Here is a 14,066-nt window from a genome sequence, read left to right as displayed (position 1 = left end):
CAATTTACCGATTTTGCAAGCGTTTGCGAGTGACGGCACGAGAAGCTAAGCTGGTGAGCAAAACCATACCCAAAAGGACAGAAGCAGCAGTCCACGCCAATTCGTTCTGCTCCTTGTAAGGAGAGCTGGCGTAACTGTATATTAATACAGACATAGAAGGAGTCGGAGTTAGCAGTGTCTCGGGAATTTCTTGGATTTTTGCCATGGTTTCTGCGCCGACGGGAGACTGAACTATCTCGCCCAATTTCTCAACTAAAGGAGGCCAAAATTGGCTGGACAAGGCAGTTACGATTAGCGGTGCAGTTTCGCCGGCGGCGCGGGAAGCTGCGAGTAAAATGCCTGTGGTAATAGTTGGAAGTGCTGAGGGAATAATAATCCGAAACATTGTTTGAAAGCGTCCGCCTCCCAAACCAGCAGAAGCGAGGCGGTAAGAAGCAGGCACTAATTTTAATGCTTGTTCTGTTGTCAGCGCTACAACCGGCAGCATGATAATCCCCAGCGCGAAACCGCCGGCCAATCCTGAGAATGACTTAGTTGTCACAACAATTAAAGCGTAAGCAAACACGCCGACAACAATTGAGGGAACGCTACTTAGAATGACGGTGATAAAGCGGATAGTATTTGCTATAGCTTTATTGTCTCTGCCAAACTCTGACAGAAATATTCCGGTCATTACGCCGATTGGCACGCTCAATAATGTGGCAATTCCTACCATTAATGCTGTGCCGAGAATCGCATTGGCAAAGCCGTTGGGCTGGTCTTCAACTCCGACGGGTGCGGGTAGAGACACTAGCACTTCCCAACTCAAATGTGTCAGTCCCTCGCCCAAGATTTTGTACAAAATAGCGAACAAAGGCAGCAGAGCCAGACCTGTGAGAGAGAATGCTATAACTGTCATTCCCCGGCTGAACAAATTTCGGCTCAGCGACAGCGAATTGTTGATTTCTACATCTAGAATATTGTGGGACTTTTGTGTTTGAGTCATGGTTAATTCTTAGCTCCCTTAACGCCGATTAGCTGCACCAGCAATACTGCGACTGCGTTCACCAATAGGGTAATCACAAATAGAATTAGGGCTAAATACATTAAAGAGCCGATGTGCAGTTCTTCTTGAGCTTCCCGAAATTGACTTGCTAAAACAGCGGGGATTGAGTAGCCGGGAGCTAATATAGATTGGTTGATTTGAATCGAGTTGCCGATTACCATTGTGACTGCCATGGTTTCGCCCAATGCGCGTCCCAATGCTAAGATAGTCGCTCCGATAATTCCCGAACTTGCTGCTGGTAATAACAGCTTAAATATGGTTTCCCAGCGGGTAGCGCCCAGTGACATTGAAGCACTTCGCAAATCTACGGGAACTGCCATCAAGACATCGCGGCTGATGGCGGCGACTGTCGGCAAAATCATAATCGATAAAAGTATGCCGGCGGGCAGCATTCCCGGCCCAAAAGGTTCGCTGCTGAATAGGGGAAACCAGCTAAAATTGTTGAACAGCGACTGCTGTAAAGGCAGCAGGAAGGGAATTAAGACGAAGATGCCCCACAGGCCAACGATGACGCTGGGAATGGCTGAGATTAATTCAACCATGAATCCTAAGGGCGATCGCACCCAAGCAGGCAAAAAGTTCTCGCTGGTAACGATCGCGACTGCAAGTCCTAGAGGAATTGCTATGATAATGGCGATCGCAGAACTAACTACCGTACCGTAAATAAACGGCAGAGCCCCAAACTGCAACTCACCGATATCCCATTTGGGATTCCACAAAAACTCCAGTCCAAATTTGCTAATAGCCGGCCAAGCATCCTTAAAAATTATCTCGCTCATCCAAAACAGCGTACCCGCCGTGGCTATAGCAAAAGCCCATACAAATCCTGTAAATCCCGACTCCAGCCACAAACCTTCACCCTTCGTATCAGTCAAGTCTACGTGGGTGGTGATTCCAGCAGACTTCCGAGTTGATTTTTTCGATTTCTTTGAATAATTGGTCATACCCAAGTTATGGCGTAAACAGCGAAATCTTTGATTAATGAAATAGATAGCATAGTGCCTGCACCTTAATAAATGCAATGTATGAGTTTTGAGCCATACAATTAACTCAAAACTCATAACTCCCTGAAAATATTTTAATTAACCTTTAGCAACCACACTCTGATTCACTGCTTGAATCACCTTTTGAGCTGTAGCTTGCGGAATCGAGGTAAACTCTAATTGTTTGTTCAAACCTTGACCTGTAGTCATCACCCAATTAACCATCTTTTTAATAGCATCTGCTTTCGCAGCAGGATACTGTTTGTAGATTAACAACCAAGTCAAGCCAACAATCGGATATCCATCATTAGGATTTCCTTCAACCAAGCGGAAGTCTGCCGGGTATGTTTCCCCTGCTAAAGCTTTTTCGGCTTCTGCCAAGTTAGCGTCTACAAATCTGCCAGCTTTATTTTGAATAAACGCTGTTTGCAGCTTGTTTTGTCGAGCAAAAGTATCTTGAACGTAGCCAATTGCACCGGGTGTTTGTTTCACCAAACCTGCTACGCCGGGGTTTCCTTGGCCGCTGAGGGGGCCACCGGGCCAACTCGGTTGAGCGGCACCCTTGATGCTGCTGCCAATAGCCTGCAAGTGGTTGCTAAAAATAAAGCTAGTACCGCTGCTGTCTGCCCGCACAACTACTCGAATGGCAGTATTTGGCAAATTTTTAGCTTGTCCAGAAATCCCTGCGATTTTCGCATCATTCCAGCGGGTAATTTTGCCTTCAAAGATGCCTTTCATGGCATCGGCACTCAGCCTGACATTGTTAACTCCGGGCAAGTTATAGACAACTGCAACCGCGCCGCCGGCTGTCGGAATTGCCATGACGCCACGGCTTACCTGAGAGATTTGTGCAGAAGTCATCAGCGCGTCGCTGCCTGCGAAATCCACAGTACCTGCAATTAATGCTTTGATACCAGCGCCGGATCCTGTACCTTCGTAGTTTACAGTAATTTGATTTGCGCTTCTCATCTGAGAGAAGTAGCGATCGTACAAAGGTTTAGGGAAAGTTGCTCCCGAACCGTTTAATGTTACCGCAGCTACAGCGGAAGTAATCAAACTTAGGGAAAATGTTGCTACTGCTAGGGTAACGATAAAGCCACGTCGCCAGCCTTTAGTGAAGAAAACCATAACTCCTCGTCCTTAAATAATTAGATAGCAGACTTTGCAAATCTATGACCTAGGATAGACTGAATTTCCCAGTAAAAACAGCTACTATAATAAGCTTGTTTTAAATTATGATTAAAGTTAGGTTAAGCTTTTTATGATTCAAAAATGAGAGCAATAACAATAATCTTTCCTTAATCTCTGGTTAACATTAGATTAAAAAGATTAGGAAGTAGCGTTAGCGAAGCCATGGAAGAGGATCGCTCTTCGATCGTCCTTATTATTTTCTTAACTTTAGGTGTCGATCGCAGTTCAATGTCACAAAATTTGAAATTTCGACCATCCTGGATGCAACTGGCATTCTAATACGGGTTAATTTTTAGGTATGTAGTTGCGCTTCAGCGCTCTTTTCTATATCAAAGAGCGCTGAAGCGCAACTACATACCTTTGGACAATTCCTCACGGGATAACTACCGTTTGGGGACACCGTGCGTACTTTCCGCGCATTTGCGACTCGATCCCAAACAGCCCGACGGCCATCATAATAAATAGATAACGTTAACAAATCTTAAAAAAATGGCTAGAGACTTGCGAGGCTTCCTCAAACTGCTAGAAGACAGAGGACAACTGCGCCGGATCAGCGCTTTAGTCGATTCCGACCTAGAAATTGCCGAAATTTCCAATCAAATGCTAGTCAAAGGCGGCCCCGGATTGCTGTTTGAGAACGTCAAAGGGGCAGAATTCCCCGTCGCCATTAACCTGTTGGGCACGGAAGAACGGGTTTGCTGGGCGATGAACATGGAAAAGCCGATCGAACTTGAAGAACTCGGCAAAAAATTAGGTATGCTACAACAGCCCAAACCGCCGAAAAAGATTTCCCAAGCGATCGAATTTGGCAAAGTGCTGTTCGACGTAGTGAAAGCCAAACCAGGCCGCGACTTCTTCCCAGCTTGTCAGCAAGTGGTATTTGAGGGAGAAGGCGTCGATTTGAACAAAATCCCGATGATTCGCCCCTATCCGGGAGATGCGGGCAAAATTATCACCCTCGGTTTGGTAATTACCAAGGATTGCGAAACGGGTACGCCGAATGTGGGCGTTTACCGGTTGCAGTTGCAGTCAAAAAACACGATGACTGTACACTGGTTATCGGTGCGGGGCGGCGCGCGGCACTTGCGGAAAGCTGCACAAGCTGGTAAAAAGTTGGAAGTTGCGATCGCCCTGGGAGTTGACCCACTGATCATCCTAGCCGCAGCAACCCCAATTCCTGTAGATTTATCCGAATGGTTATTTGCCGGACTTTACGGCGGTTCCGGCGTAAGTTTAGCGAAGTGCAAAACAGTAGATTTGGAAGTACCCGCAGACTCGGAAATCGTGTTAGAAGGAACGATTACACCGGGGGAAGTGTTACCCGACGGGCCTTTTGGCGATCACATGGGTTATTACGGCGGTGTGGAAGATTCGCCGCTGGTGCGATTCAATTGCATGACACACCGCAAAGATCCGATTTATTTAACGACATTTAGCGGGCGGCCACCGAAAGAAGAGGCTATGATGGCGATCGCGCTGAATCGCATTTACACTCCTATTTTGCGGCAACAAGTATCGGAAATTGTCGATTTCTTCCTACCAATGGAAGCGCTGAGTTATAAAGCTGCAATTATCTCGATCGATAAAGCTTATCCCGGTCAAGCGCGAAGAGCTGCTTTAGCATTTTGGAGTGCATTGCCGCAGTTTACTTACACCAAGTTTGTGATTGTTGTCGATAAAAGTATCAACATTCGCGACCCGCGTCAAGTAGTCTGGGCAATTAGTTCTAAAGTCGATCCAGTTCGAGATGTATTTATCTTGCCGAATACGCCTTTTGACACGTTAGATTTTGCTAGTGAAAAACTTGGTTTGGGAGGCAGAATGGGGATTGATGCTACTACGAAGATGCCGCCAGAAACCGAGCACGAATGGGGTAAACCTTTGGAATCCGATCCGGATATGGCGGCGATGGTTCAGCGGCGTTGGGCTGAGTATGGTTTGGCTGATTTGAATTTGGGTGAAGTCGATCCGAATTTGTTTGGATATGAGATGAAGTAGGGAAACGGCAATGCCGTATCCGGCGCGGGGAGAAGGGGAGAGTGAGAATTTCTCCCTTTTTTTCTGGAATTTGATAAACTGGAATTACACAAAGCGTATATGTCATGCTGAGTAAAACGCCAAGAATTAAAGAGGAGGAGGCATGAGCAAATTAATATGCACGTAATTACCCGCAAACGGCTTAATGAGTTTGCTAAACTTCATCCAGATACACAAAATGCCTTGGTTCAGTGGTACAAACTTGTCAAACAAAATGAATTTGCGACCTTCGTTGAACTCCGCGAACTATTTCCGTCTGCCGATCGAGTAGGGAAATTAACTGTATTCAACCTAGGAGGAAATAAAGTTCGACTCATTGCTGCTATTCATTACAATCGGAACAAAGTCTACATTCGGGCTGTATTAACTCATGCAGAATATGATGAAGAGAGGTGGAAAGAATGATGCAAAATCTTGATATCGATCGAACAATTGCTGCTTGGTCATCTATTGCTAAAACGGTTTTTGTCCCTTGCACGGAAGAAGAATACGAGCATTTAGTCGAGCTTCTAGATAGTCTAATCGATCGAATCGGCGAGGATGAAAGCCATCCCCTTGCTTCGATGATGGACGTTATTAGTGTCTTAATTGAAAACTATGAAGCTGAACATATTCCTGAGTTAGAAGAGGTTGCGTAACCTACTATTTCACATGGACTTATGCACTCCGACAAAGAAACCGGGTTTTTACCGAGTCTTTGCACTGTCGCGAATTAGTCTCGTAAAAACCCGGTTTCTGGGTTCCTATGCGTAAGTTATATTATATTCTAAAGTTTGTGTCACAATTGAGGAACGATCGATTAATCCTACTGACGAACAAGCCCAAGCCTGTCTGCGCGTCTGCCAGATGTTCTCTAGCTACTACCGAGATATTCAACTATTCCGTTTTAATGCTCGAACCAGAGAAGTATATATTTTCGTAAGTGATGAGCTGCAAGTAATCGTATCTAGTAATGGATTTTGGAGGTTTTTGGATGAAACCGAACTTTGATGAAATGAGCAGATCCGAATTAAAAGCTTATGTCCTATCGCATCGGGATGATGATGAAGCGATTCGGATATTTTTTGGTCGTCGCAATCCCCCAGATTCAAAAGCGACATGGTACGGGCCGATGACTACTCCTGAAGGTTTACCCATTGAAGAAAATATTCGCATCGCTGAGGAAGCAATTAAGCAAAGAGTTGAAATCGATCGCGAAAAACAACAACAACGGGAAAAAGCACAGGAATATCGATTACGCCAAACATTAGAACGGGAAATTGAGGCTAAACTTCGATCGCAAATTGAATTAGAAGTGGAACAGAAGTTGCAGGAAAACTTAGAAAAAGAAATTGAGGCTCTGATAAGTGCGATCGCCCAATTTTTAGCATCAACTAGCGGGTTTTCATCAAGATTGGCAGGGTCGATTCCCTGCGGGATAGCTACGCTTCACGCACTTTTGGCAATTCGTGCCGGAATTGAGGATTTTGGAGATTTTGAGGATTTGCGGAATTAAGTGCGATCGACACTTACGCGTTGCGGCAGAGAAACCGGGTTTTTTCTGAGTCTTTGCACTGCGGCGAATATGCTGGAAAAAACCCGGTTTCTGGGAATGAGGGCGATCGAATAGGTTTATATTAGGTAAGTAATCTTTTTAGGTAATGCTATGTACGCGGTCAAAATTCAAAAAGTTGGAGAGTCTTTAGTCATAACTCTGCCTGAAGAAGTATTGCAACAACTCAAAATCGGTGAGGGAGATAATCTTTTCCTCACAGAAACTCCTGATGGAATTCAACTCACTACCTGCAATCCTCAAATCGATAAAGCAATGAAAGCTTATAGGAAAGTCAGCGAAAAGTATAAAAATGCGCTGCGGGAACTTGCTAAATGAGCGAACCATTTTGGATGGGAGAAGAAATAGCAACAATCATTCATGCAGATCAAATTGCTCAGCATGGGGGTAGTCCGGGAATTAGAGACGACAATCTTCTCTCAGGTAGTTTAGCCAGACCGAGGCATCTATTTGGCTATGGTGAACCGACTTTGTTTGATTTAGCAGCAGCCTATGGCTATGGCTTGACAAAGAATCACCCCTTTATTGACGGAAATAAAAGAACAGCGTTTGCTGTGATGGCAACTTTCCTGGAAGTAAATGGATATTCTCTTGAGGTTCCTGAGATGGAAGTTGTGGGTATAATGGAACGCTTAGCATCTGATGGGGAAACCCAGGATACGTTAGCGAAGTGGTTGGAAGAAAATTCTGTTCAGTCTGTTGATTGAATTATATTGCAAGTTACGGTCTTCCCATAGCGGGTTTTTATAGGGAATACCTGTTCTTTTGGAGACTTCTGTCAGATTCCAACCCTTTTCTTGAGCAAATTCCCGAACTCGCAGCCTAATTCGTCCCATATTCCCGCTGACAAATCAGTTTATTCCTCCAAAATCTCAACCAAATCTTCGATCGCAATATCGAACGCACGGGCCAATTTGTTCAAAGCCGTATAATCGACAGTTGCCAACTTGGGAGAATGGGCATAACTTCTAACGGTACTGTAAGGAATGCCCGATCGCTCAGAAACCTCTTTAAGCGTCCAACCCTTCTCTTGGGCTAGTTCTCGAACCCGCAACCGAATTAACCCCATTTTCCCGCTAACAAATCAGTTTAATATTCCAAAATTTCTACTAAATCCTCGATCGGAATCTCAAATACACGGACTAATTTGTCCAATGCCGTGTAGTCTACAGTTGCCATACCCGGAGAACTGGCATAGGTGGCGATCGTAGTATATGGAATGCCTGTTCTGTTGGAGACTTCCCTGAGAGTCCAACCCCTTTCTTGAGCAAGTTCTCGAACTCGCAGTCTAATTCGTCCCATTTGGCCCTTGACAATTACGAGTAGTCGTAATTGTATGAATATACAGTCAATAGCGATCGCCCTCAGACCTGATAAATCAAGAGCGATCGCCTTTCATTCACCACCCACAAAAGTGGGAAGGATACTCCTATGATACCAAAACAACCGACATATCGCGATCGACTTCAACCTTGGCATCTAATTCGCCACCTCCCCAAGTGTCAGCGGTTAACAGTCGCCCGCTTCGCCCGTCGCCGCGATGCCGAATCTTACCTAAACGCACTGCGCCGCTTAATGCCCGCAGTCCCGCATACAATTGTTTTCGTGAATGCGGTGTCTGTGTTAGATGAAAACAGCGTGCCAATTCCGATGCAATTGCCGATCGAAGTTTAATGCGATCGAACTGATATCTTGCATTTGTTGCCAGATTCCGGCGGGGGTTTAAACCCCCGACGGACTGTTGGAATAAGTGCAAAATGTGCGATCGACAAATCCGTTTACTGTTCCAAAATCTCAACTAAATTGTCGCAAATTCAAACCCACGAGCCATCTTGTCCAAAGCTGTATAATCTACAGTTGCCATACCCTGAGAATTCCCAGGAAAAAAGTCAGCATTTGAGATTACTGCACTTAGACGCGCCATAGCCACTCACTTATCAATAAGTTCCCAAAGCCGCGTATCGTAAGTCACCTCTGAATTAAGAAAAACAGGCTTTAACTTGTATTTGTATTCTTTTTCAAGCCTCTCTTGAAGTTTCTCACTGGGAAGAAATGCAAACAAATTGCTGTAACTTTTAGGACGCCCAGCAAGCTTAAATTGATCTCCCCACAGAATTTTCACTTTCGGATCGAGCCGACGGCTCAAAGGAATGAGTTCACCGATCGGAGTATCAGTAATCAACAGCGGAGAATTGGCTTGATTTACGATGCGGGCTATAGGAATAGTGAATTTGCCTTGATCCAGACCTTTATTCCACCAAACTTCTGCTTGAGAACTCAGGGTGCAAGACAGGACTCCAGCCGAAAACACTCCTATTGCAACCAACTGCCAAAACTTCTGCCGCCAGGTATTAACAGTAGAAGAAGTAATTTTCGTTGTCAGCAAATAAGCCACAGCCAACTGCAAACCTAGATAAGTAGGAATTAGATATCGAGCGTAGCCTGAGAGCCGCCGTCCACCTAAAATTAAATCTCCCATCATCAGAGGCACGGATGTAAAAATAATCAAAGCCAAGATGAAAGCGTAAATCGGTTGGGAAGTGTGGCGGCAGACAAAATAAATCGAATATGCCACTAAAAGTAATAAAAATAAAATCACAGGAATCGCAGGGAGCATCTTTTTGAATGAGCTCATCGCATCAATATTTATATCAAAAAAAATCCTGCTACTATTCCCGATCCACCTTGCCATTAAAGATGTCAACGCTATTTTAGGTTCTGGTTGCAGCAGGCTTGGATTAGCGTGCAGAGGTCGGCAATAAATGATGGTCAAATACCAGATTAAACCTGCGATTAGCGTGACTGCAAAGGCGATAGCATAAGAAAAAGTGGTTTTACTCAATCTCACTTTTTCAATTATAAGTAGATAGATTCCATGTGCTATCAAAACAAGTAAACCATAAAGATGAGTGTAAATGCTGACTACTGTAATTGCTGTATAAATTCCCCATTGCAGGTTAGTTTTAAGTCGCATAGCCCGCAGCAAAACCGCACTGGATAGCAAAGTTAACACAGTCAACAAAGAATAGGGTCGTGCTTCCTGAGCGTACAGCACGTGGATGGGCGAAACCGATATCAATGCCATTGCTACCCATCCCACCATGGGAGACTCAAACAATTCCAGGCAGAGCCAATAAGCGCAGGGAAACTGTAGTAAACTAATCACAGCAGGCAAGCTTCTCATGGCTGTAACGCTAGTTCCAAACAATTTAGCCCAAAATCGCGCTATCAGAAAATAGAGTGGTGGCAGTTGACCTTCTTCTGCTGCTAAACCCTTAATAGTATCGATTTCGTTATTTTTATTATTAATGCTCTGATATTTCAGTAAATCTTGGCTAGTGACTGCTGGCCCATTGAATACTTGCTCCTGAACAGATTTCCCTGAGTAGCCAGACACTCGCAAGGAAGTGTAAGTTTCATCAAACCAGTAGAATTTGCGATCGATATTGACAACTCTAAAAAATATGCCCATCACCAACAGCACAAAAAGTAAAAACCGCAGCCCAGTTACAGGTAGTCGCCAATTATTACGATTCATTAAATATCTCCTTGAACAGGACTTAGGCACAGCCCCTACATATAGGGTGAAATAAGGGGCAATCCGCTGTCGTTGACTTACACCTGGCTATGGTGCGTAAGTGCTACTGGAAGCTATTCGCGCATTATTGCATTATCCTAGTCTGCAATAAAAAATCATGCAACCTCTATGGACTAGAGATGCTATGCCAATTGCAGAAAATATTTACATAAGTCAGGAAGCTAGTCGCCCAAAAGCTGAATGAGATAGAGAAAAATTAAAAATTAAATAGTTAACCGAAAAAGTTTTGGTTAAAGAGAGGGAAGGGTGCATCTGGTTTTTGAAGCCTGAAGAAGCATGACCGCATATAAGTTATTAGTTATCATCTCCTATTTTCTGCGGTCATGCTTCGCCCCTACGGATATATTCGCTTGCATTGAGATGCACCCAGAGGGAAGAGGGAAAATGTGTTGATTCTGAATAAAACAATATCAATTTAGTTGAAGAATCGGAGATTGAACAGTTATCTTGAGCAAATTATATAACTTGCAACGGAATTAATTCCAGGTTGCCACCTAAAAATTAGTTTACTGTTCTAATATCTCAACCAAATCCTCGATCGCAATATCGAACACCCGAGCCATCTTATCCAAGGCTGTATAGTCTACAATTGCCATACCTGGAGAATTGGCATAGGTGACGATCGTGGTATAGGGAATACCTGTTCTTTTGGAGACTTCTGTCAGATTCAAACCCCAGGCGGACTGTGGCAATAAATGCAAAATGTGCGATCGCCCTAATTGTTCCAAAAAAGTCTTGCTAAACTATAAATAGACTTAAGTCAAGGAGTCAAATCAATGCCATCTCCCTTTCCCGGTATGGATCCGTATTTAGAGCATCCAGAACTCTGGCCTGCCCTACACCACTGGCTAATTATTGAAATTGCCAGATTGTTATCTCCACAACTACGTCCTAAGTATTTAGTGTCTGTAGAAGTGAGAATGTATGAAACCGCTGACGACAATTTATCAATTGGCATTCCTGATGTAAACGTAATTCAGCCAAGAACCACAACCGAATTAATAACATCAAACGTAGCCGTTGCAGATCCACCAACACAACCATTAACAGTGAATATTCCCATGCCATACCAGGTTCGGGAAGGCTATTTAGAAATTAGAGAAAGGGGAAACCAAGAATTAATCACCCTCATTGAAATTCTCTCGCCTAGCAATAAACGCACAGGAAAAGGACGACAAATGTACGAAAAAAAGCGAGAAGAGATTTTAGGTAGCCGCACTCATTTAATTGAAATAGATTTATTGCGGCGCGGTGAAAAAATGCCAGTTATTGGTAATGACATTGAAAGTCACTATAGCGTTTTGGTGTGTCGGGGAAATCGCCGCCCCAGAGCAGATTTGTACGCTTTTAACGTGCAGAACCCGATGCCAGCTTTTCCTTTGCCACTGCGATCGGGTGATACGGAACCTGTAATCAATTTACAGGAGTTATTCACTGAAATTTACGACGTAGCAAGTTACGATCTCAAGATAGATTATCGTAACTGGGAAGTCATACCAGCGCTGTCAGAGGCTGATACAATTTGGGCTGACGCTTGGTTGCGCGATCGAGGATTGCGATGAATGTCATTGCGAGTCCTTGAATATCATTGCGAGTCCTTGAATGTCATTGCGAGCTCTTAGCGAAGCAATCGCAGAGCCCAAAGATTGCTTCGCTAAGACGCTCGCAATGACAACATATTTTCAAGAACAATGACACCATATTCTAATGACACCATATTCTAAAATTGCTCGATCGCTAAACATCTTGGCTTTGCATCAACCGCTGCTTCAAACGCGCCGGATCTCCCCGATCGACAACCTGGCCTTTTTCCAACAAAAAAGCCCCATCACAATAATTCAACTCATCCAAACGGTGAGTCACCCACAAAGCCGTAATCCCGCGATTTTTCACCAACCGCTGCACCGCCGCCACCAAATCCAACTGAGAATCAGGATCTAACAAAGCCGTAGGTTCATCCAACAGCAAAATTTCGCAATGACGGGCGATCGCCCCAGCCAAAGCAATCCGCTGCTTCTGGCCCCCACTCAAAGCATAAATCGGCCGCCGTTGTAAATCCAGCAAATTCACCGCCTCCAAAGCCTCAGCCACCCTCTGGCGCACCTGAAGATTAGAAAGCCTTTCCTCAACCAAACCAAAAGCCACATCCGCACCCACCGTCGGCATTACCAACTGGTGATCGGGATTTTGGAACACAAAACCCACGCGCCCGCCCAGATCAATTTCGCCCGATTGGGGGTGCAGCAGCCCAGCCATCAGCCTCAGCAGCGTAGATTTGCCGCTACCGTTAGTACCCAAAAGCATCCAAAACTCACCCTTGGGTACATCCAGAGAGCAACCTTGCAAAACTCGATCGCCCGACGGCCAGCAAAAACCCAAATCCCGCACAGCAACCGCTGACTGGCCCATATCGGCGCCCACACCCCCAGCCCTCATTCTGCCAAAGTCATCGAAACAAAACCCGGTGCTCTTCCCGTAGAAGCACTTCCCGATTTCTGAGAAATCACCACCCCAGAAATCTCGCTGCTGAGAACAGCTACCTTTTTCTCAGTATTTTTCTCACAAGTAAGTTCCAAAATTTGCGGTTGGGAGTTACGCATTGCCTCTAAAACCTGCTGGTAAACAGCCTCAGCGTCCTCCACCGATTTCCGCTGCACCGACAGCGAGACGGGCGTGTTCTTCACAATCATGTCAATGCTGAACATATAGTCTTAAAAACCTAAGTTTGGAACTCTACCCTCAGTATATATATAGGACAGGACTTAGGACAGGACTTACGCATCAAGACTCAAAAAACCCGGTTTTTTACTTTTCCGACGGGCTGTAACAAAGTATTGCGGTAAAAAACATCGCTTGCTGTAAGGGCGCTGTCCCCGTGCCGGCAAGGATTCCGGGTTTATTCGAGAACTTAGAGGACTTCCCGAACCAGTCAAGATCCCGAACTTCTTGAAGAAATGCTTGCCATTGTAAAGAATTACCCCTATAATCTTAAATACGGTAAAGAAAAGTAAACTCTGTTCATAATTCAACCCATTTTCTGTTAAGCAGATCAACATTTGGGCAATAATGACTAGAGACAAATCCGTCGTAATTATATCTATTTGGAGATTAGCGTAATGACAATCGCAGTCGGACGCGCCGAGAACGAAAGAGGCATCTTTGATGTACTCGACGACTGGCTCAAGCGCGATCGTTTCGTCTTCGTAGGCTGGTCTGGCATCCTGCTATTCCCCTGCGCTTACATGGCAATCGGTGGCTGGTTAACCGGCACCACCTTCGTTACCTCTTGGTACACCCACGGTTTGGCAAGTTCCTACCTCGAAGGAGCCAACTTCCTCACCGTAGCAGTCTCCACCCCAGCCAACAGCCTCGGACACTCCCTGCTGTTCCTGTGGGGCCCCGAAGCACAGTGGGACTTCACCCGCTGGTTCCAACTCGGTGGCCTGTGGGCATTTGTCGCCCTCCACGGCGCCTTCGCACTGATCGGCTTCTGCCTGCGTCAGATCGAAATCGCCCGTTTAGTCGGCATCCGTCCCTACAACGCCCTCGCATTCACAGGCCCGATCGCCGTGTTTGTGTCGGTGTTCCTGCTCTACCCCTTGGGTCAATCAGGCTGGTTCTTCGCCCCCAGTTTCGGCGTCGCAGCAATTTTCCGCTTCC

The 14,066-nt window shown here is 45.2% G+C and carries 18 protein-coding genes and 2 pseudogenes; 9 read left to right on the top strand and 11 right to left on the bottom strand.

Annotation, left to right across the window (positions count from 1 at the left end; translation table 11 throughout):
* Positions 1–4 precede the first annotated feature (4 nt).
* The 3 genes from pstA to pstS form a co-directional block, all read right to left on the bottom strand.
* Positions 5–985: a phosphate ABC transporter permease PstA gene (pstA, locus tag JGK16_RS23135; protein WP_293186063.1), complete on the bottom strand. Its 981-nt coding sequence runs from the start codon at positions 983–985 to the stop codon at positions 5–7.
* Positions 986–987: 2 nt separating this feature from the next.
* On the bottom strand, positions 988–1,989 hold the full coding sequence (gene pstC, locus JGK16_RS23130; protein ID WP_293192732.1) for a phosphate ABC transporter permease subunit PstC: 1,002 nt from the start codon (positions 1,987–1,989) through the stop codon (positions 988–990).
* A gap of 138 nt (positions 1,990–2,127) precedes the next feature.
* Positions 2,128–3,156, bottom strand: a complete 1,029-nt coding sequence (gene pstS / locus JGK16_RS23125) for a phosphate ABC transporter substrate-binding protein PstS (protein WP_293192735.1) — start codon at positions 3,154–3,156, stop codon at positions 2,128–2,130.
* Between the two features lie 552 nt (positions 3,157–3,708).
* On the opposite strand from pstS, the gene JGK16_RS23120 reads away from it, so the two are divergent.
* The 6 genes from JGK16_RS23120 (at position 3,709) to JGK16_RS23095 (ending at position 7,515) form a co-directional block, all read left to right on the top strand.
* Positions 3,709–5,217, top strand: coding sequence for a UbiD family decarboxylase (locus tag JGK16_RS23120; protein WP_293186068.1), 1,509 nt, complete (start codon positions 3,709–3,711; stop codon positions 5,215–5,217).
* Between the two features lie 156 nt (positions 5,218–5,373).
* The gene (locus tag JGK16_RS23115; protein WP_293186069.1) at positions 5,374–5,661 is read left to right on the top strand and encodes a type II toxin-antitoxin system HigB family toxin; all 288 of its coding nucleotides are present in this window, start codon (positions 5,374–5,376) and stop codon (positions 5,659–5,661) included.
* Complete coding sequence (locus JGK16_RS23110; RefSeq protein WP_293186071.1) at positions 5,658–5,894, top strand: hypothetical protein; 237 nt, start codon at positions 5,658–5,660, stop codon at positions 5,892–5,894. The genes JGK16_RS23115 and JGK16_RS23110 overlap by 4 nt, the downstream gene beginning before the upstream one ends.
* A gap of 335 nt (positions 5,895–6,229) precedes the next feature.
* On the top strand, positions 6,230–6,751 hold the full coding sequence (locus tag JGK16_RS23105; RefSeq protein WP_293186073.1) for a hypothetical protein: 522 nt from the start codon (positions 6,230–6,232) through the stop codon (positions 6,749–6,751).
* A 150-nt stretch (positions 6,752–6,901) separates the two neighbouring features.
* Positions 6,902–7,126, top strand: a complete 225-nt coding sequence (locus JGK16_RS23100) for an AbrB/MazE/SpoVT family DNA-binding domain-containing protein (protein ID WP_293186075.1) — start codon at positions 6,902–6,904, stop codon at positions 7,124–7,126.
* Positions 7,123–7,515, top strand: a complete 393-nt coding sequence (locus JGK16_RS23095; protein WP_293186077.1) for a type II toxin-antitoxin system death-on-curing family toxin — start codon at positions 7,123–7,125, stop codon at positions 7,513–7,515. Before JGK16_RS23100 ends, JGK16_RS23095 begins: the two co-directional genes overlap by 4 nt.
* Positions 7,516–7,554: 39 nt before the next feature.
* On the opposite strand, the pseudogene JGK16_RS23090 reads toward JGK16_RS23095, so the two are convergent.
* The 3 genes and pseudogenes from JGK16_RS23090 to JGK16_RS23080 all read right to left on the bottom strand — a co-directional run.
* A pseudogene (locus tag JGK16_RS23090) lies at positions 7,555–7,644 on the bottom strand (XRE family transcriptional regulator); the annotation flags it as partial.
* A 20-nt stretch (positions 7,645–7,664) separates the two neighbouring features.
* A complete protein-coding gene (locus tag JGK16_RS23085; protein ID WP_293186079.1) occupies positions 7,665–7,877 on the bottom strand; it encodes a helix-turn-helix transcriptional regulator in 213 nt (70 codons plus the stop codon).
* Positions 7,878–7,897: 20 nt separating this feature from the next.
* Positions 7,898–8,110, bottom strand: coding sequence for a helix-turn-helix transcriptional regulator (locus tag JGK16_RS23080; protein WP_293186081.1), 213 nt, complete (start codon positions 8,108–8,110; stop codon positions 7,898–7,900).
* A 129-nt stretch (positions 8,111–8,239) separates the two neighbouring features.
* Between JGK16_RS23080 and JGK16_RS23075 the strand changes: the two genes are divergently transcribed.
* Positions 8,240–8,482, top strand: a complete 243-nt coding sequence (locus JGK16_RS23075) for a hypothetical protein (RefSeq protein WP_293186082.1) — start codon at positions 8,240–8,242, stop codon at positions 8,480–8,482.
* Between the two features lie 124 nt (positions 8,483–8,606).
* Here JGK16_RS23075 and JGK16_RS23070 read toward each other — a convergent pair whose 3' ends face one another.
* From JGK16_RS23070 to JGK16_RS23060, 3 genes are all read right to left on the bottom strand, one after another.
* The gene (locus JGK16_RS23070; protein WP_293186083.1) at positions 8,607–8,732 is read right to left on the bottom strand and encodes a hypothetical protein; all 126 of its coding nucleotides are present in this window, start codon (positions 8,730–8,732) and stop codon (positions 8,607–8,609) included.
* Between the two features lie 6 nt (positions 8,733–8,738).
* A complete protein-coding gene (locus JGK16_RS23065; RefSeq protein WP_293186084.1) occupies positions 8,739–10,346 on the bottom strand; it encodes a glycosyltransferase family 39 protein in 1,608 nt (535 codons plus the stop codon).
* A 566-nt stretch (positions 10,347–10,912) separates the two neighbouring features.
* A complete protein-coding gene (locus JGK16_RS23060) occupies positions 10,913–11,110 on the bottom strand; it encodes a helix-turn-helix transcriptional regulator (RefSeq protein WP_293192738.1) in 198 nt (65 codons plus the stop codon).
* A 72-nt stretch (positions 11,111–11,182) separates the two neighbouring features.
* On the opposite strand from JGK16_RS23060, the gene JGK16_RS23055 reads away from it, so the two are divergent.
* Positions 11,183–11,968, top strand: coding sequence for a DUF4058 family protein (locus tag JGK16_RS23055; protein ID WP_293186091.1), 786 nt, complete (start codon positions 11,183–11,185; stop codon positions 11,966–11,968).
* Positions 11,969–12,143: 175 nt separating this feature from the next.
* Here the strand turns inward: JGK16_RS23055 and JGK16_RS23050 are convergent, their stop codons facing one another.
* Positions 12,144–12,842 carry an ABC transporter ATP-binding protein gene (locus JGK16_RS23050; RefSeq protein WP_293157252.1) on the bottom strand — a complete coding sequence of 233 codons (699 nt, stop codon included), beginning with the start codon at positions 12,840–12,842 and terminating at the stop codon, positions 12,144–12,146.
* The gene (locus JGK16_RS23045) at positions 12,839–13,111 is read right to left on the bottom strand and encodes a hypothetical protein (protein WP_293157255.1); all 273 of its coding nucleotides are present in this window, start codon (positions 13,109–13,111) and stop codon (positions 12,839–12,841) included. Before JGK16_RS23045 ends, JGK16_RS23050 begins: the two co-directional genes overlap by 4 nt.
* A gap of 411 nt (positions 13,112–13,522) precedes the next feature.
* Here JGK16_RS23045 and JGK16_RS23040 point away from each other — a divergent pair.
* Positions 13,523–14,066: pseudogene (locus JGK16_RS23040) on the top strand (photosystem II D2 protein (photosystem q(a) protein)); the annotation flags it as partial.

Origin of the sequence: Microcoleus sp. PH2017_09_SFU_O_A, assembly GCF_020738625.1 — a bacterium.
In the GTDB taxonomy this organism is placed as follows: domain Bacteria; phylum Cyanobacteriota; class Cyanobacteriia; order Cyanobacteriales; family Microcoleaceae; genus Microcoleus.
Note: the sequence above shows the minus strand (reverse complement) of the source record. Positions and strands in the feature narration are given on the sequence as shown.

Bases quoted from the DNA above. Each gene is read 5' to 3' on its own strand.
- JGK16_RS23120 (WP_293186068.1), top strand. From the start codon at position 3,709: ATGGCTAGAGACTTGCGAGGCTTCCTCAAACTGCTAGAAGACAGAGGA.
- JGK16_RS23095 (WP_293186077.1), top strand. From the start codon at position 7,123: ATGAGCGAACCATTTTGGATGGGAGAAGAAATAGCAACAATCATTCAT.
- JGK16_RS23115 (WP_293186069.1), top strand. From the start codon at position 5,374: ATGCACGTAATTACCCGCAAACGGCTTAATGAGTTTGCTAAACTTCAT.
- JGK16_RS23065 (WP_293186084.1), bottom strand. From the start codon at position 10,346: ATGAATCGTAATAATTGGCGACTACCTGTAACTGGGCTGCGGTTTTTA.
- pstC (WP_293192732.1), bottom strand. From the start codon at position 1,989: ATGACCAATTATTCAAAGAAATCGAAAAAATCAACTCGGAAGTCTGCT.
- JGK16_RS23045 (WP_293157255.1), bottom strand. From the start codon at position 13,111: ATGTTCAGCATTGACATGATTGTGAAGAACACGCCCGTCTCGCTGTCG.
- JGK16_RS23110 (WP_293186071.1), top strand. From the start codon at position 5,658: ATGATGCAAAATCTTGATATCGATCGAACAATTGCTGCTTGGTCATCT.
- JGK16_RS23080 (WP_293186081.1), bottom strand. From the start codon at position 8,110: ATGGGACGAATTAGACTGCGAGTTCGAGAACTTGCTCAAGAAAGGGGT.
- JGK16_RS23055 (WP_293186091.1), top strand. From the start codon at position 11,183: ATGCCATCTCCCTTTCCCGGTATGGATCCGTATTTAGAGCATCCAGAA.
- JGK16_RS23050 (WP_293157252.1), bottom strand. From the start codon at position 12,842: ATGAGGGCTGGGGGTGTGGGCGCCGATATGGGCCAGTCAGCGGTTGCT.
- JGK16_RS23100 (WP_293186075.1), top strand. From the start codon at position 6,902: ATGTACGCGGTCAAAATTCAAAAAGTTGGAGAGTCTTTAGTCATAACT.
- JGK16_RS23070 (WP_293186083.1), bottom strand. From the start codon at position 8,732: ATGGCGCGTCTAAGTGCAGTAATCTCAAATGCTGACTTTTTTCCTGGG.
- JGK16_RS23075 (WP_293186082.1), top strand. From the start codon at position 8,240: ATGATACCAAAACAACCGACATATCGCGATCGACTTCAACCTTGGCAT.
- pstS (WP_293192735.1), bottom strand. From the start codon at position 3,156: ATGGTTTTCTTCACTAAAGGCTGGCGACGTGGCTTTATCGTTACCCTA.
- pstA (WP_293186063.1), bottom strand. From the start codon at position 985: ATGACTCAAACACAAAAGTCCCACAATATTCTAGATGTAGAAATCAAC.
- JGK16_RS23105 (WP_293186073.1), top strand. From the start codon at position 6,230: ATGAAACCGAACTTTGATGAAATGAGCAGATCCGAATTAAAAGCTTAT.
- JGK16_RS23085 (WP_293186079.1), bottom strand. From the start codon at position 7,877: ATGGGGTTAATTCGGTTGCGGGTTCGAGAACTAGCCCAAGAGAAGGGT.